This window comes from Streptomyces sp. NPDC048636 (assembly GCF_040650655.1).
In the GTDB taxonomy this organism is placed as follows: domain Bacteria; phylum Actinomycetota; class Actinomycetes; order Streptomycetales; family Streptomycetaceae; genus Streptomyces.
This window is the reverse complement of record NZ_JBEZHR010000014.1, coordinates 83,472-105,935: the sequence shown is the minus strand read 5'-3', so window position 1 is coordinate 105,935 and position 22,464 is coordinate 83,472. Positions and strand designations below refer to the sequence as shown.

Below are 22,464 nucleotides of genomic sequence, written 5' to 3'. Positions count from 1 at the left end.
GCCGTGGTCAGGAGGCGTCATGGAAGACCAGGCCCAGGGCGTGGCGGTGGCCGGAGCGCACGGTGCTCACCCCGTGCCGCATCGCCCCGGCGGACCAGCCGCGCGCCGAGCGCACCGGCCGGTCGCGGGTGGTGAAGATCAGCCCGTGGCCCTGCTTCAGCACATTGACCGTGCCGCGCGACTGGGCCCGGGGCCGCTGCTCCACCAGCAGGAACTCCCCGCCGGTGTAGTCGCTGCCCTGCTCGTCGAGGCCGATGACCACCTGCAACGGAAAGACCATCTCGCCGAACACATCGCGGTGCAGCGCGTTCCAGTCGCCCGCCCCGTAACGCAGCAGGATCTGGGCCGACCGGCTCTGCCCCGCCGCGTGGCACATCGTGAGCCACGCCTCCAGGGTGTCCGGCCAGGGCGCGGGGCGCCCCAGCCGGTCCGCCCAGTCGCGTGCGACGGCCAGCAGATACGGATAGAAGGCGGCACGCAACTCTGCCACCGGGGTGGGCAGTTCATGGCTGAAGTACCGGTACTGGCCGGAGCCGAAGCGGTGCCGGGCCATGTCGACGGTCGAGCGGAAGCGCGCCTCCTGGTCGTACAGCCCCGCCAGGGAGCGGCACTCGGCGGGCGTCAGCAGCTTCGGAGTGAGCGCACAGCCGTAGGTGTCCAGCTCCCCGGCCATGGCCTGCCAGTCGGCCGCGTCCAGGGCGCGGCGCGCCCTGGTGGCCGTGTTCTTGGTGATCATGCGTGGTCCTTGATGCCCTCGACGCCCTTCATGGCTTCGACGCCGTCGATGCCTTCGACCCCTTCGAGCCGCAGCAGACTGCGCTTGCGCTCCGGACCGCCCGCGTAGCCGCTCAGCGAACCGTCGGCGCCGATGACCCGGTGGCACGGGCGCACGACCAGCAGCGGATTGCGGCCGATGGCCGTACCGACCGCCCGCACGGCGGTGCGCGACGCCCCCGCCCGCTCGGCCAGCGCGCCATAGCTGAGGGTCGTGCCGTACGGGATCTCCTCCAGCGCCTGCCAGACCCGCTGCTGGAACGGGGTGCCGCCGGAGGTGAACTCGATGTCGAACCGGGTGCGCCGCCCCGCGAAGTACGACCGCAGCTGGTCCACGATCGCGGCGAACGCCGCGTCGTCACGCCGCCAGCCGTCGCCGACCGTCGCCCCGCCCCGCTGCTCGGGCACCGAGACTGAGGCCAGCCGGACACCGCCCGGGGCGGTCGTGGACTCCTCCCCCGCCAGCAGCATTTCGCCCAGCGGGCTGTCGAACATGGTGTAGACAGTCATGGTTTCGTTCGCTTTCCTGTGAAGTGTCCTGATCGCTATCCAGTCTGCGGAAATCGGACACCGGATGCTGGCGGGATTCGGACATCGTGTTCATGGTGCGGCCGTGGCCGTGACCGGGGCGTTCCAGCAGTGGTGCATCGCGTACGAGCGCCATGGCCGCCAGCTCTCCGCGTCCTCCAGACGTACTCCGGCGCGGCGCGCCCCCGCACGTACCGCGACGTCCCCCGCGAGCAGCACATCGGGGTCGCCCAGCGCCCGCATCCGGATATAACCGGCCGTCCACGGGCCGATCCCACGCAGCGCCAGCAGCTCCCGCTCGCTGCGCTCCCGGTCGGCTCCGGAGTCCAGGCGTACGGAGCCGTCGGCGAGCGCGGTGGCGATGCCACGCAGCGTCGTACGTCTGCTCCCGGGCATACCGAGCTCGGTGAGCGGCGCGTCGGCCAGGTCCTCGGCGCGGGGGAAGAGATGGGTGAGCGCCCCGTCGGGCTCGGCGAGGGGTTCGCCGTACGCCGCCACCAGCGCATCGCCCAGCCCGCGCCCCGCGGCCACCGAGACCTGCTGGCCGAGGACGGCGCGCACCGCCAGCTCCGACGGGTCCACCGCACCCGGGGAGCGCAGCCCCGGCCGCGCCGCCACCAGGGGCGCCAGCGCGGGATCGGTGCCCAGCCGCTCGGCGACCGCGTAGGGATCGGCGTCCAGGTCGAACAGCCGCCGCATCCGCTGGGTGGCCGTGGTGAGATCGCGTAGCTCGGTCAGCCGCAACCGGCAGTCCAGCCAGCCGCCTTCGCCGAGGCGTTCATCCACCTCGGCGATGCCATGGCCGTGCGGCAGCCGCAGGGTGCGGCGGTAGGTGCGGGCGCCGGGCGCGCCGATGACCTCCTCCACCCCGCCGAGGGCCCGCCGGGCGAGGTAGTCGAAGACCTCGGTGGCCGCGTACGGCCCTCGGTGGGCGAGCCGCAGCGCGACACCGGGACGTGTGCCGCCCCGCCCCGGCCGTTCGATGGGTTTCGTCCGCGGCCCGGCGGCGCGCAGCTCGCCCGGGGTGGCGGCGTAGATCTCGCGCAGGGTGTCGTTGAACTGGCGAACGCTGGAGAATCCGGCGGCGAAGGCGATCTCCGCGGTCTGCATCCGGGTGGTCTGGAGAAGGACCCGGGCGGTGTGGGCGCGCTGGGCGCGGGCGAGTGCGATGGGTCCGGCGCCGAGTTCGGCGTTGAGCTGCCGCTGCACCTGGCGGGCGCTGTAGCCCAGCCGGTCCGCCAGCCCCGCCACACCCTCGCGGTCCACCACCCCGTCACCGATCATCCGCATCGCACGGCCGACCACATCGGCACGCGCGTTCCACGCGGCAGAACCCGGTACGGCGTCGGGCCGGCAGCGACGGCACGCCCGGAACCCCTCACCCTGCGCGGCCGCCGCCGTGGGAAAGAACCGCACGTTCCGCCGCCGCGGCGTGGTCGCGGGACAGCTCGGACGACAGTAGATACCGGTCGTGGCCACCGCGAAGAAGAACTCCCCGTCGAACCGCGCGTCCCGCCCACGCACCGCCTCGTACCTGCTGTCCTCGCTCATCACCCTCCCACTGTGCGCCATGCCGGGGGAGCGGTGCTGGCGGAAATCGGACACCGCGTTCGGGGCGGCGAGGCGGCGAGGCGGCGAGGGGTGGCCCGGCTCAGCGAGGACAGTGGTCGCGCGGTGGCGCCTGCGACGATCCAGGGCGGCCCGCGGACCCGGTTGCCGTGGCGTGCGCGGTGGCGGAGCGGGTGGCATTCGGGGTGCCGGTGGCCACGGTCCGCGAGCCCCTGCCGCGTCGCCAGGGCAGGGCGGCGATCGCGATGGCCACCAGCGCCACGGCGATCCCCACGAAGGTCGAGGGGGTGACCTCGGCACCCGCCCGGGGAAACGCCAGATTCAGCGCGAGCGACCCCAGCAGCTGGCCGGTGATGGTGGCCAGTCCGAGGATGAGCACACCGAGGTGGTGGACGGCCGCGATGGCGATCCCGATGAACACGATCCCGACCGGTCCGCCGCAGTAGACGTACCAGTCCGGTGCGAAGGTGCTCGGCGGCCCGACCGCGAGCGCGTGCACGGCGAACACGGTGACCAGGACGGTGGCGCCCACCGCGAAGTTGGTGAAGGTCGCGGTCGGGGCCGAGCCGGTGGCGACCCGTACATGGCCGTTGACGGCCTGCTGCCAGCTCACACAGGCCCCGGCCACGAGCGGCAGGGCGAGCGTCCAGAGCGGGACGTCGGCGCTCAGCTTGTCCGCCGTGGACACCCCGACCGCCGCGAGGACGAGGACCGACCCGATGATCCGGGGCGCCGTCAGCGGCTGCGGTCCCGCGGGCCCGAGCCCCCTGCGGTCGAAGACCAGCCCGGCGGCGGTCTGTCCGGCCACCACGGCCACCGTGAAGAGTGCCACTCCGAGCACGGTGACCGTCAGGGACTGCGAGAGCACCAGCAGCGCGCCACCGCAGCCACCGAGCACCTGCCACCACTTCAGCCGGTCTTCCCGCACCGCCCGGACCACGGCCCCGGGACCCGTACGCCCCCGCCCGTCCACCTGGTCCCGGCGTCCGGCCCGCCGGGCACCCGAGAGGAGCAGCCCGGCGGCCATCACCACCAGTCCGGAGCCGAAGGAGATGAGCGCCGCGGCGTAGGGGTCGTGCGTCCCGTGCGCCAACTCGCCGTTGAGACGGGACTGTACGGCGATGAGCCCACCGGAGACGACCGCGAGCAGCAGCCAGACGGCGTACATCATGGATCCTCTCGTACCGGTGCGATGGGCGGCTGAGAGGCTACGCCACCCGCCCGACAGGGGTGGAACCCGCCCCCGCGCGCATGCGGTGCGCCCCGCCGGAACGGCCCCGGCCGCCTACCGGACGGCCACCGGCGAGGAGTTGCCCTCCGGCGCGTTCACCATCGGTCCCATGGCCGCCGGCAGTGGGCGACAGGGGCCGGGGCCGGGGGCCGGGACCCGGTAGCCCTTGCGGAGCGCGCGGGCGGAACGGAGACTACGTCTCGCTGGTGATCTCCGAATCCGCTGGCCACGCCGCGTCCCACCAGGACGCGCACGACCGGGGCGCATTCCCACCAGACCGCGCCTGACGAATACGCCGTCCCACCACGACGGTCCCGAACGCCGAGGAGACCGACCCTCATGACCACGAAGACCAGCGCGAGAACGCCCGGGGCCAAGGTCTCCGACGCGCTCGCGGCACAGGACGCGCTGCTGCACGAGGTGGAGCAGCGGGTGCTCTGGCTGGCCACCGCGATCATCGACCACGCCAACCGGGTGCGGCCCAACCCCACCGGGCTGAAGGTGGGCGGGCACCAGGCCTCGTCGGCGTCGATGACGACGATCATGACGGCGCTGTGGTTCGACCGGCTGCGGGCGGGGGACCGGGTGTCGGTGAAACCGCATGCCTCCCCGGTGCTGCACGCGATCAACTATCTGCTGGGGGAGCTGGACGAGCGGTATCTCACCACGCTGCGGGAGTTCGGCGGTCTCCAGAGCTATCCGTCGCGGTCCAAGGACCCCGACCCCGTCGACTACTCCACCGGTTCGGTGGGCATCGGGGCCACCGCGCCGATCTGGGGCGCGCTGGCCCGCCGCTACACCGAGTCCGTCGCGGGCGGCGCGGGCACCGGGCGGCAGTACTCGCTGGTCGGGGACGCGGAGCTGGACGAGGGCGCCTGCTGGGAAGCGATCCTCGACCCGATGGTCGGCGAGCTGGGCGAGATCTGCTGGATCGTCGATGTGAACCGGCAGTCGCTGGACCGGGTGGTGCCCAACATCGGCGCCAACCGCCTCCAGGGCATGTTCGAGGCCGCGGGCTGGCAGGTGCTCACCGTCAAATACGGACGGCTGCTGCGGGAGCTGTTCGCCCGGCCCGGCGGGGACGCCCTGCGGCGGCGGATCGACGAGATGACCAACCCCGAGTACCAGCGGCTGCTGCGCTGCACCCCGGAGCAGCTGCGCACCCGGCTGCCCGGCGACGGCCCCGACGCCGCCGCCCTGCACGGTCTGATCGAGCCGCTGGACGACGCCACCCTGCACGCCGCCATCCGCAACCTCGGCGGACACGATCTGCGGGCGCTCGACGAGGCGCTCGGTGCCATCGACGACACCCGGCCCACCGTGATCTTCGCGTACACGGTGAAGGGGAACGGACTGGCCAGCGAGGGCCATCCGCAGAACCACTCCTCCCTGCTCTCGGCCGACCAGATGGCCGAGCTGGGCGAGCGGGTCGGGATGTCGCTCGACGACCCGTGGCGGCGGTTCGCCCCGGACTCGGCCGCAGGGCGGCTGTGCGCCGCGGTGGCCGCCCGGCTGCGGCGTGAACCGGTCACCCTCACCCCGGTTCCGGAGCTGCCCACCGACATCGGCCGCACCCCCTCCGGAAAGGCCACCACCCAGGCCGCGCTCGGCCGCGCGCTGCTGGACCTCACCCGGGCGGCCCCGGAGGCGGCGCGCCGCGTGGTGACGCTCTGCCCCGACGTCAGCTCCTCCACCAACCTCGGCGGCTGGGTCAACAAGGTCGGGGTGTGGTCGGCGGCCGAGGACCGCCGCGACTGGTTCGAGGACGACCCCGAGACCATCCTGCACTGGCGCGAGCGGCCCACCGGCCAGCACCTCGAACTCGGCATCGCGGAAGGCAACCTGGTCGGGCTGCTCGCCGAACTGGGCGCCACCTGGAGCCGCTGGGGCCAGCCGCTGCTGCCGATCGGGGTGCTCTACGACCCGTTCGTCGAACGGGCCCTGGAACCCTGGTCGTTCGGGATCTACGCGGGCGGACAGTCGATCCTGGTCGGTACGCCCTCGGGCGTCACCCTGGCCCCCGAGGGCGGGGCACACCAGTCGGTGACCACTCCCTCGGTCGGGCTCGAACAGCCCGGCTGCGTCACCTACGAGCCCGCCTTCGCGATCGACGTGGAGTGGACGCTGCTGGCCTCGCTGGCACAGCTCGGACGGCCCGACGGCACCTCCGCCTATCTGCGGCTCTCCACCCGCCCGGTGGACCAGAGCCTCGCCGCCGTGCCCACCGACCCGGCGGCCCGTGAGCGCCGCCGCCGACAGGCCGTCGCCGGGGCGTACCCGCTGGTGCGCTCCGCCGGGCAGCCCGCGGTCACCATCGCCGCGATGGGCGCGGTGGTGCCCGAGGCGCTGCTGGCGGCCGAGCGGCTTCAGGCGCAGGGGACCCCCGCCGACGTCGTCTGTGTGACCAGCCCCGGGCTGCTCTTCGACGCCGTGCAGGCCCGTTCCGGCCGGGGCGAGGGCGACAGCTGGGTCCTGGACGCGGCGTTCCCCGCGCACCGGGCGGCCCCCCTGGTCACCGTGCTCGACGGCCATCCGCACACCCTGGCGTTCCTCAGTGGTGTCAACCAGGTGCGCGCCACCCACCTCGGGGTGACCCGGTTCGGCCAGTCCGGCGATCTGGAATCGGTGTACCGCTACCACGGGCTGGACGCCGACAGCATCGTCGGCGCCGCGCTCGACGTGTCCTGACGGTCCGCGGGGCCGAGCGGTAGGAAGGGGCGGCGGGCGCGGCGGTCTAGCGGACCGCCAGCCCGCCGTCCACGTTCATGATGGTGCCGGTCGTCCACCCGGCCTGGGGCGAGGCGAGGAAGGCCGCGGCGGCGGCCACCTCCCTCGGCGCCCCGATCCGGCCCAGGGGATAGGCGTCACCGGTGCGCCGGTCGTGTTCCGCCCGCTGCTCGGCGCTCATCGGGTCGATGTGCTCGCGCTCGTACGCCGCGGTGCGCACCGCGCCGGGGGCGATGGCGTTGACCCGGACCCCGGACGGGCCCAGTTCCCCGGCGAGCGCCCGCGTCATCGCGTTGATCGCGCCGCGGCCGGCGGAGTAGGCCGCGGACGGGCGGTCGGTCCCGGTCGAATCCGCCCAGTAGCTGGTGATGTTGACGATGCTGCCGCGCCCGGCGGTGAGTGCCGGAAGCAGCGCCTGGGCGAGCAGGAACGGCACCCGCACATTGAGGTGGAGCATGGTGTCGAAGGTGTCGGCCGAGGTCTGGGCGAGCGGGCTGAAATGTGCCGTTCCCGCGTTGTTGACGAGGGTGTCCACCCGGTCGGTGAGCTCCAGCACCCGCTGTGCGGCGGTGGTCACGGCGTCGTGGTCGGCCAGATCGAGGCGGAGGGTGCGAACGGTCGTCCCGTGGCGGGACAGGGTCTGCCGGGCCCGGTCCAGCTTCTCCGGATCGCCCGCGATCAGGACGAGGTCGGCGCCTTCCGTGGCGAACGCGTCGGCGATGGCGTAACCGAGACCCTCGCTGCCGCCGGTGATCACTGCGGTGGTGCCGACGAGATGAGGCAAGGCCGGGCTCCTTCGGGGTGACGGTGGACGGCGGACGGACCCCCGTAAGCGGACAGATCATGTCCGGTTAACCTCTCCGCAGCGTAGATATGTGGACAGAATCTGTCCAATTCTGTCTAGGGTTGAGGACATGCCCTCCGCAGAGCGGCCCGAGCGACCGCCCCGCGCGGACGCCCGGCGCAACGCCGCCCGGGTGCTCACCGGCGCGCGCCAGGCGGTCGCCGCCCACGGCCTCGATGTCAGCTACCACGAGATCGCACGACGGGCGGGCGTCGGCGTCGGCACCGTCTACCGCCGCTACCCCGAACGTGGTGAGCTGATGGAGGCCGTCCTCCTCGATCTGCTCGGTGAACTGACCGCCGGTGCCGAACGGGCGCTGAGCCGGGGAGCCGACTGGCCCGCCTTCACCCGCTTCTTCACCGATCTCGCGTTGCGCACCGGCGGGAACGCGGGGCTCTCGGCCTCCCTCGACGACCGCGGCGGTCCTCGGGTGGCCGCCGCCCGTCGGCAACTGCTCGAACTCCTGCGACGGCTGACCGAACGGGCCCAGCGCGTGGGCACTCTGCGCCCGGATCTGTGCTGGTATGACCTCCCATTCCTGGCCAAGGCCGCCACCAGCGGTGCCGGAGTGCTGGATCTGTCCGCCGACCCACGACGGGCCGAGCGCTGCATCAGGGTCGTCCTGGACGGGATGCGGCCACCGGCGGCCGGTCCCGGTCAGGAGGGACCGGCGGCCGGTCCGCCCTGACCGGGCCGGCTCCGCTCGCGCACCCGTACCGCACACTGGTGTGTCATGGAGTTGCAGATCACCGCCACCTCGCCCGAGCACCCGGCATCCCTCCTCGATCTGCCGTGGCACATCCCGCTGGAGGAGTGGCCGGACGAGCACCTGGTCTCGCTGCCCCGCGGTATCTCCCGCCATGTCGTCCGGTTCGCCCGCGCGGGCGGCGAGGTGGTGGCGGTCAAGGAGGTCGGCGAGTGGGCGGCGGTCCGCGAGTACGGACTGCTGCGCGATCTGGACCGGCTCGCGATCCCCGCGGTGGACGCGCTCGCGGTGGTCACCGGACGCACCGGCGAGGACGCCGAGCCGCTGGAACCGGTGCTGGTCACCCGGCATCTGGTGGGGTCGCTGCCGTACCGCTCGATGTTCGAGACGACGATGCGGCCCAGCACCATCAAGCGGCTGCTCGACGCGCTCGCCGTACTCCTGGTGCGGCTGCATCTCGCGGGCTTCGCCTGGGGCGACTGCTCACTGTCCAACACCCTCTTCCGACGGGACGCGGGCGCCTATGCCGCGTATCTGGTGGACGCCGAGACCGGCCAGCTCCAGCCGCGGCTGACCACCGGACAACGCGAGTACGACGTCGAGGTGGCCCGGGTGAACATCGCGGGCGAGCTGATGGACCTGGAGGCCAGCGGCTCACTCCATCCCTCGGTCGACCCGGTGCTCTTCGGTCGAGCCATCGCCGAGCGGTACGCCGAGCTGTGGCACGAGCTGACCCGGCAGTCGGTCTATCCGCTGGCCAAACGCCACTACATCGACCGGCGGGTGCGGCGCCTGAACGACCTGGGGTTCGATGTGGCGGAGATGCAGATCGAGCGCTCGCCCGACGGGGACGCGGTCACCTTCGTGCCCAAGGTCGTCGACGCGGGCCATCACCAGCGCCAGCTGCTGCGGCTGACCGGGCTGGACGCGGAGGAGAACCAGGCCCGCAGTCTGCTGAACGACCTGGAGACCTGGATGGCCACCCAGGACGACTACGCGCCCGGCGATCCGCTGGGCGCGCGGCCGGAGGTGCTGGCCCACCGCTGGGTCCGCGATGTCTTCCGGCCGACGGTGCGCGCCGTGCCCCTGGAGCTGCGCGGCGCGACCGACACCGCGCAGATCTACTACGAGCTGCTGGAACACCGCTGGCAGCTGTCGGAGCGGGTCCGTCATGACGTGGGCCTGGACGCCACGGTCGAGGACTACATCCGGACCGTGCTGGCCGGTCGTCCGCACGGCTGAGCCGTCCGCACGGCTGAGCCGTCCGCACGGCTGAGCCGTCCGCGACGGCCCATGGCGACCCGCGGCGTCTCGGATGGCTCAGCTGAAGAGACCCGCGAGCCAGGACCGCCAGGCCTCACCGGTCCGCTCGGCGTCGGCGTCCGGGCCGAAGTCGTGCACACCGAAGCCGACCGGGGCGCCGAAGTGGTTCCGGCCGAACAGGCGGAACATCGCCCGGTCCGTGCGCAGCCCGATGAAGTACGCGTTGCGGTAGTCGAGCACGGCCTCCGCCGGGCCGACGCCGGGCAGTTCGACCCGGACCGAGGCGCCCTCCGCGGTGCCTTCCGTGAGCCCGAGTCCACGGGCGACCACCTCGAAGGCGCCCGGCGCGTTGGACGCGTCCGGTCCGTCGCCACCGGAGAACACGGCGGGCCGTCCGGTGAAGTGCTCCAGATACTGGCGCAGCGTGTGCAGATAGAAGTCGGTGTGCTTGGCGGCGCCGTCGTACTGGTTGTCCCAGTCGTCGACGAAGATGCCGCTGTGCACATAGCGCACCCAGGATCCGCCGCCCACCCGCGGCTCGATGATGTGGTCGAGCTGGTTGAGGGTCTGCTGGGAGATCCCCTCCACCTCCTCGACCCGGCCGGTCAGCCGGTGCGGAGGGTCCCAGGTGGTGACGGTGCCGCCGAAGGGCGCGGCGCCGCCCTGCCGCGGTTCGTACTCCATCGGCCACAGCCATCCGGCCGTGCCGGTGGTGATCGCGTCCCAGACCTGCTCCGGGTCGGCGTCCGTCTCGAACTCGCGGACGATCTCGAATTCCTTCGACATGGTGGTACTCCTTCGCCGGATTTCACCGGACTCGATCATTCTGAACGGGGCTCTTCGACGGCGGGCTTTTCGACGGCGGGAGGGTCAACAGCGGGCGGACCGGGTTTGACCGTGGGGTGGAGTGCGACGACGACCCGGTGGTCCCGGCCGCCCTCCGCATCGTCGGTGTGGTACTTGGAGATCAGCGCACCGACACCCCGCGTGAGCTCCTCCACGAACGCGGCCCGGTCGGCGGCCGAGGCGAAGCGCACCTCGCCGTCCAGCGCGTAGGTCGCCAGCCGCTTGCGGGCCCGTGCCGCCCCGGTGATCAGCGTGCCGACGTCCCGCACCAGCCGGGCCGCCACCGCCAGCAGCCAGCGGGCGGAGAGCTGATCGCGGAAGCGGGCCGGGTCGGGCTCGACCGCGGCGAGGGCGGCGGGCGAGATCACATAGGACGCCGCGGTGGCCCGCATCAGCCGCTCGGTGACATTGCCCTTTCTGCGCTCACCGACCAACTCGACCAGGCCGTGCCGCTCCAGCGCCTTGAGGTGGTAGTTCACCTTCTGCCGGGGCAGTCCGACCCGGCCGGCGAGCATGGCCGCCGACGCGGGTTCGGCGGCGAGCTCGGCGAGCAGCTTGGCCCGGACGGGGTCCAGCGAGACGGCCGCTGCCGTCGCGTCCTCGATCACGCTCACGTCCAACATGGCTCCACCGTCCCACCGAAAACTTTATTTGTCCAGACTCTCAAAGTTGTCGGTCAATGGACGGCGCGGGCGCGGGCGGGCGGGGGCGCGGTCCACGGGGAAGATTCACGGGGGAGCGCACGTACAACAGCGCCCCGCCGAGGCCCGGTGTCCGGGCCGACGGGGCGCGAGAGCCGTGAGCGGGTCAGGCGGGCGGCGAGGACAGCACCTCGGAGATCGACGCGATGACGCGCGGCGCCTCGCTGTTCAGATAGAAGTGGCCACCGGGGTAGGTGCGCAGCGCGAAGTCACCCGTGGTGTGCTCGCTCCAGGCGCGGACCTCCTCGACCGACGCCTTGGGGTCGCTGGTGCCCACATGGGCGTGGATCGGGGCGGCCAGCCGCGGGCCCGGCGCGTAGCGGTAGGTCTCGGCGGCCTTGTAGTCGTTGCGGATCGCGGGCAGCACCATCCGCAGGATCTCGTCGTCGCCGAGGAGCTGGGAGTCGGTGCCGCTGAGCGACTTCACCTCGGCGATCAGACCCTCGTCGTCCCGCTGGTGCACCGTCTCGTCGCGGTGGGCGGAGGGCGCGCGGCGCCCCGAGGCGAACAGCGCCACCGGCACCACGCCCTTCTGCTCCAGGCGCAGCGCGACCTCGAAGCCGAGGGTCGCCCCCATGCTGTGGCCGAAAAGCGCGAGGGGCTTGTCCGTCCACGGCAGCAGCTCCGGGACCAGGGCGTCGGCCAGGTCGCGGATGGAGTCGAGGCACTTCTCGCTCCGGCGGTCCTGGCGGCCCGGGTACTGGATGGCGAGGACGTCGACCTTGGGGGACAGGGCCTTGGAGACCGGGAAGAAGTAGGAGGCCGATCCGCCGGCGTGGGGCAGGCACACCAGTCGCGTCGCCGCCTCCGGCGCGGGATGGAACTGCCTGATCCACAGACTCGTGCCGGTGGGCTGTGCGGTCACCTGACGTCCTTTCGTACCGCGGGATCGACCGGCCGCTGTCGCGGACCGGCCGTACGCATGGCTGGACCTCGCACGGAGGAGAGGTTCAGCCTGCCGGGGTCAACGCGCCCCCGGCAACCCCTATTTCGGCCGCTGACGCCCCTAAGGTCCGGTCCGTCCCTCGTTCACCTGCGGCTTCAGGGGGACGGGGAGCACGCCCACGTCCGCGCGCCGGTGGGGCGCGCCGTGCGCGGCGGTGCGCAGCGCCAGCTCCGCCAGCGCGCGCGGGGCGCCCACCTGTCCGCGGACCCCCGGAAACGCGTTGATGTCCACGATCAGGGGGGTGCCGCCGCCCGTGTCGATCACATCCACGCCGTACACCTCCAGGGCGAAGACCGAACCGACCTCGTGCACCAGTTCCCGCCAGACCGGCGGCAGTTCACCGAGGGCCGGCGGAAGGCCGGGGCCGGGGCCGTCGGGTGCCAGTTCCGAGCGGCGCCGCGCGGCGAACACCGTGCCCGCGATCACCCAGAGCTTATGGTCCCAGCCGTCGTTGGGGGTGAGGTCCTGGACCACCACGGGCTCATCGGGCCAGGCGGCGGCCAGGTCCCGTAGCGCCGCGGTGGTGTCGGCCCGCGCCACCAGATCGTGCCGACGGCTGTGGCGGCTCTTCACCACGACCGGACCGCCGAGCCGTTCCGCCGCCAAACCGCCGAGCGCCGGTACGGTGCGGGTGGCGGCGAACGGCAGCCCGGCCCGGCGGGCCAGCCCGGCCATCGCCGTCCGGTCCTGACAGAGTCCGGTGGCCGCTGCCGAGTTCACCACCGGGGCGCCGCGCCGCTCCAGGGCGCGGGCGAGCGTCAGCGCCCGGGGCGTTCTGGCCTTCAGCAGATACACATCGGCGAGGGCGTCGGGGGAGTCCGGGTGGTTCGCCGTGCCGTGCGCGGCGGCGGGGTCCAGGGTCACCACCTCATGGCGGGGTGTCAGCAGGGCCGTGGTGTCGGCGAGAAGCTGATGACCGGGGTCGGAGGTGATCAGGCCGATACGCATCAGCCGCCGCTCACCGCCGTCACCGCCGCCGCGCGCACGGGCGCAGCGGCCCCCAACGGAGGCCCGGCCACCGCACCCTGAAGGGGGAGCCGGGGGCCGTCGCCGCGCGCCAGCTCCAGCACCGCACGCGCCACCCGCGCCGCCGCGTCCGGCACCTCCCGGAAGCTGGGGAAGTCGTTCACATCGACGACCACCGGGCCCTCCGGCCCCAGCAGTACATCGATCCCGTACAGATCGAGTCCGTAGACCACCCCGACCTCGGTGGCGAGGGCGGCCACCTCCGCGGGCAGCGCCACCCGCCGACCGGGTACGCCCCGGTCGGGCCCGAGCGGTGAGGGGCGCTCGGCCGCGTACAGCTCACCGCCCGCGCAGTACACCTTGAGGTCGAGGCCCGAGTTCGGTACGTACGGCTGGGCGATGAGCACACCGTCCGCGGCCAGTTCGGGGCTCAGCGAGGCCAGCCGCCGAGGTGAGCCCACCAGCCGTACCGCCCGCCCGGAGCTGCCGTCCGCGGGCTTGACCACCAGTGGGTACGCCGAATCCGGTATCTCGGCGAGGGCCTCGGGCCGGGCCGCCGTCCAGGTCGGTGGCACCGGCAGGCCGCGGCTGTGTCCGATCGCCGCCGCCAGCGCCTTGTCCCGCACACCGCGGATCGAGCGGGCGTCGTTGACGGTGGTGAGCCCGACCGCCGCCGCGGCCTCCAGCAGGGTCAGACCGGGGCCGCCGGAGACGGTCTTGAGTACCCACGCGTCATGGCTGCCCGCCCGTACCGCGTCCGAGATACGGGTGAGGGAGGTGCCCGGGCGGATCACATCGACCTGATGCCCCCAGGCGGAGAGCTGGTGGATCACCTCGCGGGGCATCCCGTCGTGGCGATAGCGCTCCTCCACCAGAAAGCAGAGTCTCATCGGGCTTCTTCCTCGTCACCGGACAGGTTCTCCTGGGCTGTTGCCAGGTGTCCGGCCAGCCGAGGCCCCTCAGGATGTCATCCGCCGTTCCGGCGTGATCTTCTGCCCCGGGGATGGCGGGCGACCGGGCTCTCCCGTCACCGCCCGGACTCCGCTGATGCGACTCTGTTTATTCGACTAAGTTTCCTTTACTCTGCTGAACCATGATGCTGACGCACCGGGAGCGCGAAATCCTCGCGTTGCTGCGACGGGATCCGCTGGCCGGACCCCAGACCATCGCCGACGCCCTCGGGACCACCCGGGCCGCGGTCAACGTCCATCTGTCCAACCTGGGCAAGAAGGGCGCCATCCTGGGCCGCGGCTACATCGTGCGCCAGGAGAACGCGGTGGTGGTCATCGGCGGGGCCAATGTGGACGTCAAGGTGCGCAGCCTCGCCCCCGTCGCGTACCACACCAGCAACCCCGGCCGGTCCCACACCAGCCCCGGCGGAGTGGCCCGCAATATCGCCGAGAACCTCGCCCGGCTGGGCACCCCCACCCATCTCATCGCCGCCGTCGGCCAGGACCCGGCGGGGGAGCGGCTGCTGAGCGAGACCCGGGCCACCGGGGTGCGGGTGGACCATGTGCACCGCAGCGCCCACCCCACCGGCACCTACACGGCGGTGCTGGACGCCGACGGCGATCTGGTGGTGGCCATCGCCGATATGGCCGCCACGGACGGTCTCGGTCCGGCACACCTGGACCACGCGCGGGAGCTCGTCGGCCACGCCAGCATGCTGGTGCTGGACGGCAATCTCTCCCCCCAGGTGCTGGCCTACGCGCTGGACATCGCGTCCGCCACCGGCGTCCAGACCCTGATCGACCCGGTGAGCGTCCCCAAGGCGGCGCTGCTCGCCCCGCTGTTCTCCGGTGCACGCCCGGTGTTCGCCGTCACCCCCAACCTGGCCGAGCTCGGCGCGCTGACGGGGCATCCGGTCGGCGGGGACGACCGCGCACTGCTCACCGCGGTGACCACCCTCCACGAGCGCGGGGTCCAGCAGGTGTGGGTACGGCTCGGGGAGCGCGGCAGCCTGCTCAGCACCGCCGACGCGGGCCACACCTTCCTGGACGCGCCACCGGCCGACGTACAGGACGTGACCGGCGCCGGGGACGCCATGCTCGGAGCCTTCGTCCACGCCCTGCTCACCGGTGCCGAACCGGTCGAGGCCGGCCGCTTCGGCCACGCCGCGGCGGCCCTGACCGTGGCCACCACCGCCACCGTACGACCCGACCTGACCGTGCGTCTGATCGAGGACGCGCTGAACGCCCCCCTGCGGAGGACCCCATGACCAGCCCTCACCCCCGGCTCACCCTCGGTGCGGAGGTCCGGGACGCGCTGCGCGACGGCCGCCCCGTGGTCGCGCTGGAGTCCACCATCATCAGCCACGGGATGCCGTATCCGCAGAACGTGGAGATGGCCACCGAGGTCGAGGAGATCATCCGCGGCGAGGGCGCCGTCCCCGCCACCATCGCCGTGCTGCACGGCGAACCCCGCGTCGGACTCGACCGGGAGGATCTCGAGCTGCTCGCCACCAGCCCCGAGGTGCGCAAGGTCAGTGTGCGCGATCTGGCCCAGGTGATGGCGCGCGGCGGGCACGGCGCGACCACCGTGGCGAGCACGATGCGGCTCGCGTCGCTCGCCGGTATCAAGGTGTTCGTCACCGGTGGCATCGGCGGTGTCCACCGCGGTGCGCAGCACACCTTCGACATCAGCGCCGACCTCACCGAACTGTCCACCACCCCGGTGGCGGTGATCAGCGCCGGGGTGAAGAGCATCCTCGACATCGGGCTGACCCTGGAAACCCTGGAGACCCTGGGCGTGCCCGTCCTCAGCTATGGCACGGACGCCTTTCCCGCCTTCTACTCCCGGGTCAGCGGCTTCCCGTCCCCGCTGCGCGCCGACTCCCCCGAGGAGATCGCCGCCATCATGCGCGCCCAGTGGGGCCTGGGTCTGAGGGCGGGGCTGTCCATCGCCAACCCGGTGCCCGAGGCCGACGAGCTCCCCGCCGAGCGGATCGACGGCATCATCGAGCAGGCGCTCGCCGAGATGACGGAGGCGGGAATCACCGGCAAGGACGCCACCCCCTATCTGCTCGGCCGGATCGTCGAGCTCACGAAGGGGGAGAGCCTGGCCACCAATATCGCGCTGGTCAAGAACAACGCGCGCCTCGGAGCCCGGATCGCCCTCAACTACGCGCGGTCGGCGGAGGACACCGCGGCATAGCCGGGTCCGTCCACCACGGTGTGCGGGTCCCGACTACAGCGTGCGGGTCTCGACGAGGACGACCCGGCCGCCGATCTCGACGGAGCCGTCCGGCTGGGGGCTGGTGAGGATCTGTGCACCCGCGCCCTGCGTGATGTTGAGGGAGCGGCCCAGCTCGTACGACAGGGTCAGCGCGGCCGAGCCGGTGGCCTCGTCCTCCACGATCGCGTCGCCCCGGCGGGGGAAGCCACGGGCCCGTACCCGCCCGGCCGGTTCGTCCAGCCACGCCCACGCGTAGAGCCAGCCCTCGCCCTCCGGCGGGGCGGGGAGCGCGTCGACCTCGGCCGCCGAGGCGTACTGCTGGGCGCGCCGCCCCGAGGCCCACTCGGGGCGGCCGGTGACCCACGTGAACTCGCCGTCCTGGCGGGCGAAGACCTCACCGGCGGGCGGCAGCAGCTCGGGCACATCCAGCAGCCAGGCGGTGCCCACCAGGGGATGGCCCGCGAACGGCAACCGGGCGCTGGGGGTGTAGATGTCCACGACGCCCCGTTCCGGGTCGTCCACGAACACGGTCTCGCTGAAGCCCAGTTGGGCGGCGAGCCGCTGCCGCCGCTGTTCACCGCGTACCGCGCGGCCGTCGCGCACCACACCGAGTTCATTGCCGCCACGGCCGTAGGGCCCGCAGAACACCCTGAGCACGTCGAGATCCGTCACCCCGGCATTCAAACATGATCGCCAGCCGGAGCGGTCCGGTCGGGAAACCGGTTGCCGGACCGCCGCGGGCGGTGCTGAGGTGAGCGGATGGATCGAGACGCGGTACTGGCGCTGTACGACCGGCGGATGCGCCGGGGAGCCCTGCCCGATGGCCCCGGCGCGCGTATCGAGCGCGCGGGCGCGGTGGTGCGCCAGACCGGCGCCCGCCAGGACTGGAACGGGGTGCTCTGGTCCGATCTGGACCCGTCCACCGCGGACGCGGAGATCGCGGCGCAGATTCGCCATTTCGCCGCCCTGGGCCATGAGTTCGAGTGGAAGCTCCACGCACACGATCAGCCGGACGACCTCGCCGAGCGGCTCCGGGCGGCCGGTTTCACCCCCGGGCCCGCGGAGACCCTGATGGTCGCGGGAACCGGGGACGTGGACGCCGGGGAGGGGTCGCCCGAGGGCATCCGGCTCTGCCCGGTGAGGGACGCGGCCGGTGTGGAGGCGGTGGCCGAGGTACGCGAACGGGTCTTCGGACCCGACGGCGGGCGTCTTCGGCACCGGTTGCTCGCCCGGCTCGCCGAGGCGCCCGGCACCGCCGTCGCGGTCCTCGCCATGGCCGGTGACCGCCCGGTGAGCGCGGCACGGCTGGAGCTGACGCCGGGCGCCCCCTTCGCCGGGCTCTGGGGCGGCGGCACGGTGCCGGAGTGGCGCGGCCGGGGTGTCTACCGCTCGCTGGTCGCCTACCGCGCCCGGGTCGCGGCCGACCACGGTTACCCCTGGCTCCAGGTCGACGCGTCCGATATGAGCCGCCCGGTGCTGCGACGGCTCGGCTTCGTACCGCTGACCACCACGATCCCGTTCGTTCACCCGGGCCGGACCTGACGGGTGGATCGTGTCGGGCCCCCGGCGTCCGGCGATCCATCCGGCGATCCAACGGACAGGCCCCGGCTCCGCTGTCGGTGGTGTGCCTTACGGTCGGCCCATGACGACGTCCGACGATGTCCGCGAGATCGCTCTGTCGCTGCCCGAGACGGCGGAGAAGGTCGCCTGGTCCATGCCCACGTTCCGGGTGGCCGGGAAGATGTTCGCCACCCTTCCCGAGGACGAGACCTCGATCGCCGTCCGATGCCCCAAGGAGGAGCGCGACGAACTCGTGCTCGCCGAGCCGGAGAAGTTCTGGATCGCCGACCACGAGGCCGGGTTCGCCTGGGTCCGGGTCCGGCTCGCCGCGCTGGAGGACCGCGAGGAGCTGCGGGATATCCTCCTCGACTCGTGGCGGCAGGCCGCCCCCACCCGACTGCTGGACTAAAACCCTGCCCGCTCGCCGTCCCGTCCCCTCCCGCGGACCGCCCACGACCGCACCTCTCCTCGAATTGTCCGGTATCCCCGTTCGAGGACGTCACCGACACGGGTGAAAGCCGGGCCACTTCCGGGCTATCGGAGTGCTGGATTCCGCTGAGCGGGGTTCCCTGGAGGGGGATCGGCAAGGGAGGCCGCATGGTGCACGGCCATAGGACCAGCCGCTCCGCGGACCGCCGCGGACCCTGCGCGACCGTCCTGGTCGTGCTGCTGGCGCTGACACTGCTGCACACCGTGCTGTCCCAGGGCGCCTCTCAGACTCCGCCCCCTGACCAGGGCCACTGCGGTGCGTTCCGCGTTCCGGCCCCCGCCGCGCCGCGCGCGCAGGAGGAGACCTCCGGCGCGGCGCGGCCCGCCGCGCTTCCGGTCCGAGACGGCGATGGGCACCCCGCCGGTCACACCGGACACGGTGGTCCCGGCGGTCACGCCGGGCGTGCCTGCGCCACCTCGGCCCCCGGCGCCCGCTCGGTCTCGGCCGCGCCCGGCCATATGGTGCTCGCCGCGGTCCGCGGCCGGATCGCCGACCACACCACCGGCCCCGGCACTTCCGACACCGGAGCGGCGCCCCTCGCCCTCCAGTTCTCCTCGCGCAGCGTCGTTCTGCGCTGCTGACCGGCCCCGGGCCGTCCGTCACCCGCTCTCCACGCGTGCCCAGCGGGCCGCGGGGACGGTCCGCCCTTCGCCCCGTCAGCAGTCAGATCTCCGACACCGCAGGAGTACAGCCATGCCTCTCGACGTCCACGCCGCCATGCGGGCGATGATGCGGGCCGAGGCGGCCCGGTGCCCGTCCGCCCCGGCCAACGCCGCACCGCCGCCCCCGCCCGCCATCGACCCGGACGAGCCGATGATCGATCCGCCCGCCCCCACAGGGGACCCGCGGCCGGTCACCGCCGCCGTATCGGCCCCGGCGAACGCGCCGCGACGGCGCCCGCCGAGGCCGCACCGCTGGCGGACGCTACCGCGCGCCCTGCGGCGGGTCTGGTCGTTCCCCCTGGTCCGGAGCGGACCGGCCGGGGACCGATGACACCGGTCGCGGCCCGTACACCGACGGCCGTCCGGGCCCCGGGAGCCGTCGCGGTTCACCACCGTGCCGGGGGACCGGAAACGCGTCGGCCCACCGTGGCCCGCGCACCTAGGCCAGGCACCTGGGCCGAGCAGCCCGGGCCGCGCATCTCGGCCGAGCACTTGGGCCAGGCACCCGGACTGCGCACCCGGGCCGAGTACCTGGGCCAGGCACTTGGGCCGAGCACTTGGGCCGCGCCCGCGCATCTCGGCCGCGCACCTGGGCCACGCACCTGGGCCGAGCACCCCGGACCGCGCATCTCGGCCGAGCACCTGGGCTAGGCACCCGGGTCGAGCAGTCCGGACCGCGCATCTCGGCCGAGCACTTGGGCCGCGCACCTGGGCCGAGCAGTCCGGACCGCGCACTCTGGCCGCGTACCCGGGCCACGCGCCCGGACCCTGTGCGGCCACGACCGCTCCGCCATGGTGATCCGCTGACTTTCGACGACCAGGTCGGCCCGCGGGGCGCAGACGGTGCCGCCGTAGGCGGTCCGGGCGCGCCGCGAGAACCCCGGCCGCCGCACCCCGCGCTCACACTGTCACGGCATCCGTGCGGCTGCTCAACCGCCGGTCCCTGACGGCCCGTTCGACAGGAGCCTCTCGCGCTGCGCCACGGCCCAGGCGTAGCCGGGGTCCAGCGCCACGGCGCGCTCCAGGTCCGCCAGCGCCTCCGCGCGCCTGTCCAGGGCCTCGAGGGCCATCGCCCGGCTCCCCAGGGCCCACGCGTACCCGGGATCGAGCGCGAGCGCACGGTCGTACTGTGTCACGGCCTCCTCATGACGGCCCGCCAGCCGGTAGACATCACCCCGCTCTCCCGCCGTGCCCGCCACCTCTGGCTCCAGCTCCTCCGCCCGGTCCAGATCCGCCAGCGCACCCGTCACATCCCCCACCACACCGCGCAGATGGGCCCGCCGGACCAGGGCCCAGACATAGTCCCCACGCAGCCCGACGGCCCGGTCGAGATCGGCCAGAGCCTCCCGCGCCCTGCCGAGCGCCGCCTTCGTCTGGCCCCGACTGCCCAGGGCGACCGGATCCGCCGGGTCGGCCTCGACCACCCGGTCCAGCCACTCCAGCGCCTCCTCGTACCGGCGCGCCCTGCGATAGGTCTCACCGCGCTCGCGCGGGATCCAGGTCGAACCCGGCTCCAGGGCGTCCGCGCGGTCCAGCGCGGCCAGCGCGTCGTCGACATTCCCGGCGGCCCGGTGGACCACCGCGCTGCCGAAATGGGCGCGTACACAGCCGGGGTCGAGCTCCAGCGCCCGCCGGAAGTCGGCCAGGGCCTCGTCATACTCCTCGACCGAGCGGCGGTGCCAGCCGCGGACGACCAGCGCCCCGACCCGTCCGGCGACGTCCAGCTCCGCCCGGTCCAACAGCAGGCCCATCACCTCGACCCCACGCCGCCGTTCGTCCGCCAGCGCCGCGAGCGCGCTCTTGCCCCAGGCGCGCACGGCGTCGTCATCGGTGTCCTCACCGGCTTCCAGGAGCGTGCGCGCCCACTGCCGCGCCACCACCGTGCCCGCGTCACAGGCGTCGATCCCATCCCGCAGCACGCCGGGCAGCGCCACGGCGGGCCGGGCGCACAGCAGGTGATAGCACTCCTCGAGGCGCAGCGCCCGCCAGCGCTCCCGCTGCCATGGCGCGGCCGCGGGCTCCCGCTCGCCGGTGTCGGCCTCCCGGCCTCGGGCGAAGGACTCCGCGAGCCGGGTGTGGGCCGCGCTCCACCGCTGGGGCGAGGTGGTCCGGCGGAGCCTCAGCATGGGCGCGCGGACCACGTCGTGATAGCGGGCGAGCCCCGCGCGCTCGGTCACGAACGGGAGCGCGCGCAGCCAGCCGAACAGCTCCGCCGGGTCCGCCGGGTCCGTGCTCCCGGCCCGGGCGGACTCCTCGTGCACCGCCGCCCGGAACACGTCCTCGTTCAACCGGCGGGGCAGCGCGCCCGCCAGGGCGGCGGTCCGGCGCACCGGATCCCGCTCCCACTTCAGGAACCGCTCGACGGCCGTGGCGCTGGGGTCGTCCACCCCGTCCGGCCCGTCCGCGTTCTCGGCGAGCGTGGAGACGAGCACCGGCAACCGGCCCGACAGCCGCAGCACATCACGCACCACCGGCTCGTCCGTGACCCCCTTGGCGGCGAGCAGCTGCCGCGCCTCGGCCTCGGTGAACGGCTCCAGCGGCAGCTCGGCGACCACATCGCTGAGCTCGGCCCAGCAGCCGGGGTCGAGCCGGGTCTGCCCGGCGAGCACGAGCACCGTGTTGGCGGGCAGGGTGCCGTACCGCTCGCTGGTGAGCAGGGCGCGCAGCCACGGATCGAGCGACGGACCGGTGCGCTCATAGGTGTCGAAGCACAGCACGGCCCATGGCGCCGCGGCCGCCGCCTCCGACAACTCCCGGACCAGCAGCGGGGTCAGCGCCTGTACGGGGTCCAGCACCAGCTGGACGTCCTTGGGGTCGCGGAAGCGCGAGCTGAGCGCCGCCCGCACCCGGTCCGTGCCCTGGGCGAGCGGCACCGGGTCGACCGCGCCCGCCAGCGCCCCGACACCGGGCACCAGACCCAGCCCCGCCAGCCCGGCCCGCGCGGCGGCCAGGCTGCCGGTGGAGGGCGCCACCGGCTCGCCGTCCACCGGTATCGCCGCCGCCTCATGACGGCGCTGCCGGTAGAGGGCCAGCTTGCGGTCCAGGGCGGTGAACGGGTGCCCCTGCCGGGCGAACGCTGCGCTGATCGCGGCCATCGCCTCGACCACGCCGTCGGCCGACTCGTCGACACAGGCGGTGAGGGCGCCGTGCTCCTGACGGGCGGTCTGCTCCAGCTGACGCAGCAGCCAGGACTTGCCCACCCCCGCGTGGCCGTGGACGTGGAAGACGAAGCGATGCCGCTCATCGTCCGGTGGCAGGCCGAAATTGGCCCGGAACGCGTCCAGTTCGCCGCGACGCCCCACGAATCCGGCGCGTCTGCGCCGCTGGATCAGCTCCTGCATCGACGGCCGTGCCCGCCCCATCGACCCCTCCTCCCCGTCGCGCCCAGTCTGCCAGCCGGATCGGACAACGGGGCCGCCATCCCCTCAGCCGCCATCCCCTCAGCCGGGGAACCAGCCGGGCCAGCCGCGGAACCAG

Annotated in this window: 21 protein-coding genes; 9 read left to right on the top strand and 12 right to left on the bottom strand. The window is 73.4% G+C overall.

Going from position 1 to position 22,464, the window contains the following annotated elements; all coding sequences use genetic code 11:
• Positions 1-7: 7 nt before the first annotated feature.
• The 4 genes from AB0C66_RS29240 to AB0C66_RS29225 all read right to left on the bottom strand — a co-directional run bounded on the left by AB0C66_RS29240 (position 8) and on the right by AB0C66_RS29225 (position 4,042).
• Positions 8-736, bottom strand: coding sequence for a 2OG-Fe(II) oxygenase (locus tag AB0C66_RS29240; RefSeq protein WP_362445062.1), 729 nt, complete (start codon positions 734-736; stop codon positions 8-10).
• Positions 733-1,284, bottom strand: coding sequence for a methylated-DNA--[protein]-cysteine S-methyltransferase (locus AB0C66_RS29235; protein WP_362445059.1), 552 nt, complete (start codon positions 1,282-1,284; stop codon positions 733-735). The genes AB0C66_RS29240 and AB0C66_RS29235 overlap by 4 nt, the downstream gene beginning before the upstream one ends.
• Positions 1,285-1,374: 90 nt before the next feature.
• The gene (locus AB0C66_RS29230; protein ID WP_362445056.1) at positions 1,375-2,853 is read right to left on the bottom strand and encodes an AlkA N-terminal domain-containing protein; all 1,479 of its coding nucleotides are present in this window, start codon (positions 2,851-2,853) and stop codon (positions 1,375-1,377) included.
• 100 nt (positions 2,854-2,953) lie between these two features.
• Positions 2,954-4,042, bottom strand: a complete 1,089-nt coding sequence (locus tag AB0C66_RS29225; RefSeq protein WP_362445053.1) for a DMT family transporter — start codon at positions 4,040-4,042, stop codon at positions 2,954-2,956.
• 399 nt (positions 4,043-4,441) lie between these two features.
• Between AB0C66_RS29225 and AB0C66_RS29220 the strand changes: the two genes are divergently transcribed.
• The gene (locus tag AB0C66_RS29220) at positions 4,442-6,790 is read left to right on the top strand and encodes a pyruvate dehydrogenase (RefSeq protein ID WP_362445050.1); all 2,349 of its coding nucleotides are present in this window, start codon (positions 4,442-4,444) and stop codon (positions 6,788-6,790) included.
• A 46-nt stretch (positions 6,791-6,836) separates the two neighbouring features.
• Here the strand turns inward: AB0C66_RS29220 and AB0C66_RS29215 are convergent, their stop codons facing one another.
• Positions 6,837-7,613: an SDR family oxidoreductase gene (locus AB0C66_RS29215; protein ID WP_362445047.1), complete on the bottom strand. Its 777-nt coding sequence runs from the start codon at positions 7,611-7,613 to the stop codon at positions 6,837-6,839.
• A gap of 130 nt (positions 7,614-7,743) precedes the next feature.
• Between AB0C66_RS29215 and AB0C66_RS29210 the strand changes: the two genes are divergently transcribed.
• Together AB0C66_RS29210 and AB0C66_RS29205 are read left to right on the top strand one after the other, a co-directional pair.
• Positions 7,744-8,361 (top strand): TetR/AcrR family transcriptional regulator, encoded by a 618-nt coding sequence (locus AB0C66_RS29210; RefSeq protein WP_362445044.1) that lies wholly within the window; start codon positions 7,744-7,746, stop codon positions 8,359-8,361.
• Between the two features lie 45 nt (positions 8,362-8,406).
• Positions 8,407-9,621, top strand: a complete 1,215-nt coding sequence (locus tag AB0C66_RS29205; RefSeq protein ID WP_362445041.1) for a DUF4032 domain-containing protein — start codon at positions 8,407-8,409, stop codon at positions 9,619-9,621.
• A gap of 78 nt (positions 9,622-9,699) precedes the next feature.
• On the opposite strand, the gene AB0C66_RS29200 is transcribed toward AB0C66_RS29205, so the two are convergent.
• From AB0C66_RS29200 to AB0C66_RS29180, 5 genes are all read right to left on the bottom strand, one after another.
• Positions 9,700-10,428, bottom strand: coding sequence for an SRPBCC domain-containing protein (locus AB0C66_RS29200; protein ID WP_362445038.1), 729 nt, complete (start codon positions 10,426-10,428; stop codon positions 9,700-9,702).
• Positions 10,429-10,463: 35 nt separating this feature from the next.
• On the bottom strand, positions 10,464-11,111 hold the full coding sequence (locus tag AB0C66_RS29195) for a helix-turn-helix domain-containing protein (RefSeq protein ID WP_362445036.1): 648 nt from the start codon (positions 11,109-11,111) through the stop codon (positions 10,464-10,466).
• Positions 11,112-11,295: 184 nt separating this feature from the next.
• Positions 11,296-12,054, bottom strand: a complete 759-nt coding sequence (locus AB0C66_RS29190) for an alpha/beta fold hydrolase (RefSeq protein WP_362445033.1) — start codon at positions 12,052-12,054, stop codon at positions 11,296-11,298.
• Between the two features lie 141 nt (positions 12,055-12,195).
• Positions 12,196-13,083 (bottom strand): alpha-L-glutamate ligase, encoded by an 888-nt coding sequence (locus tag AB0C66_RS29185; RefSeq protein ID WP_362445030.1) that lies wholly within the window; start codon positions 13,081-13,083, stop codon positions 12,196-12,198.
• The gene (locus AB0C66_RS29180) at positions 13,083-13,991 is read right to left on the bottom strand and encodes a hypothetical protein (protein WP_362445027.1); all 909 of its coding nucleotides are present in this window, start codon (positions 13,989-13,991) and stop codon (positions 13,083-13,085) included. The genes AB0C66_RS29185 and AB0C66_RS29180 overlap by 1 nt, the downstream gene beginning before the upstream one ends.
• A 203-nt stretch (positions 13,992-14,194) precedes the next feature.
• Here AB0C66_RS29180 and AB0C66_RS29175 point away from each other — a divergent pair, with 203 nt between their 5' ends.
• Both AB0C66_RS29175 and AB0C66_RS29170 read left to right on the top strand, forming a co-directional pair.
• Complete coding sequence (locus tag AB0C66_RS29175; protein ID WP_362445025.1) at positions 14,195-15,319, top strand: carbohydrate kinase; 1,125 nt, start codon at positions 14,195-14,197, stop codon at positions 15,317-15,319.
• Positions 15,316-16,254: a pseudouridine-5'-phosphate glycosidase gene (locus AB0C66_RS29170; protein WP_362445022.1), complete on the top strand. Its 939-nt coding sequence runs from the start codon at positions 15,316-15,318 to the stop codon at positions 16,252-16,254. Before AB0C66_RS29175 ends, AB0C66_RS29170 begins: the two co-directional genes overlap by 4 nt.
• A gap of 33 nt (positions 16,255-16,287) precedes the next feature.
• Here the strand turns inward: AB0C66_RS29170 and AB0C66_RS29165 are convergent, their stop codons facing one another.
• Entirely contained in the window at positions 16,288-16,947 is a 660-nt protein-coding gene (locus AB0C66_RS29165; RefSeq protein ID WP_362445019.1) for a PhzF family phenazine biosynthesis protein, read from the bottom strand.
• A gap of 87 nt (positions 16,948-17,034) precedes the next feature.
• Here AB0C66_RS29165 and AB0C66_RS29160 point away from each other — a divergent pair, with 87 nt between their 5' ends.
• From AB0C66_RS29160 to AB0C66_RS29145, 4 genes are all read left to right on the top strand, one after another.
• Complete coding sequence (locus AB0C66_RS29160; protein WP_362445016.1) at positions 17,035-17,817, top strand: GNAT family N-acetyltransferase; 783 nt, start codon at positions 17,035-17,037, stop codon at positions 17,815-17,817.
• A 100-nt stretch (positions 17,818-17,917) separates the two neighbouring features.
• On the top strand, positions 17,918-18,244 hold the full coding sequence (locus tag AB0C66_RS29155) for an MmcQ/YjbR family DNA-binding protein (protein WP_362445013.1): 327 nt from the start codon (positions 17,918-17,920) through the stop codon (positions 18,242-18,244).
• Positions 18,245-18,432: 188 nt separating this feature from the next.
• Positions 18,433-18,906, top strand: coding sequence for a hypothetical protein (locus AB0C66_RS29150; protein ID WP_362445010.1), 474 nt, complete (start codon positions 18,433-18,435; stop codon positions 18,904-18,906).
• 112 nt (positions 18,907-19,018) lie between these two features.
• Complete coding sequence (locus AB0C66_RS29145; protein WP_362445008.1) at positions 19,019-19,318, top strand: hypothetical protein; 300 nt, start codon at positions 19,019-19,021, stop codon at positions 19,316-19,318.
• A gap of 598 nt (positions 19,319-19,916) precedes the next feature.
• Here AB0C66_RS29145 and AB0C66_RS29140 read toward each other — a convergent pair.
• Complete coding sequence (locus tag AB0C66_RS29140) at positions 19,917-22,349, bottom strand: tetratricopeptide repeat protein (protein ID WP_362445005.1); 2,433 nt, start codon at positions 22,347-22,349, stop codon at positions 19,917-19,919.
• Positions 22,350-22,464 lie beyond the last annotated feature (115 nt).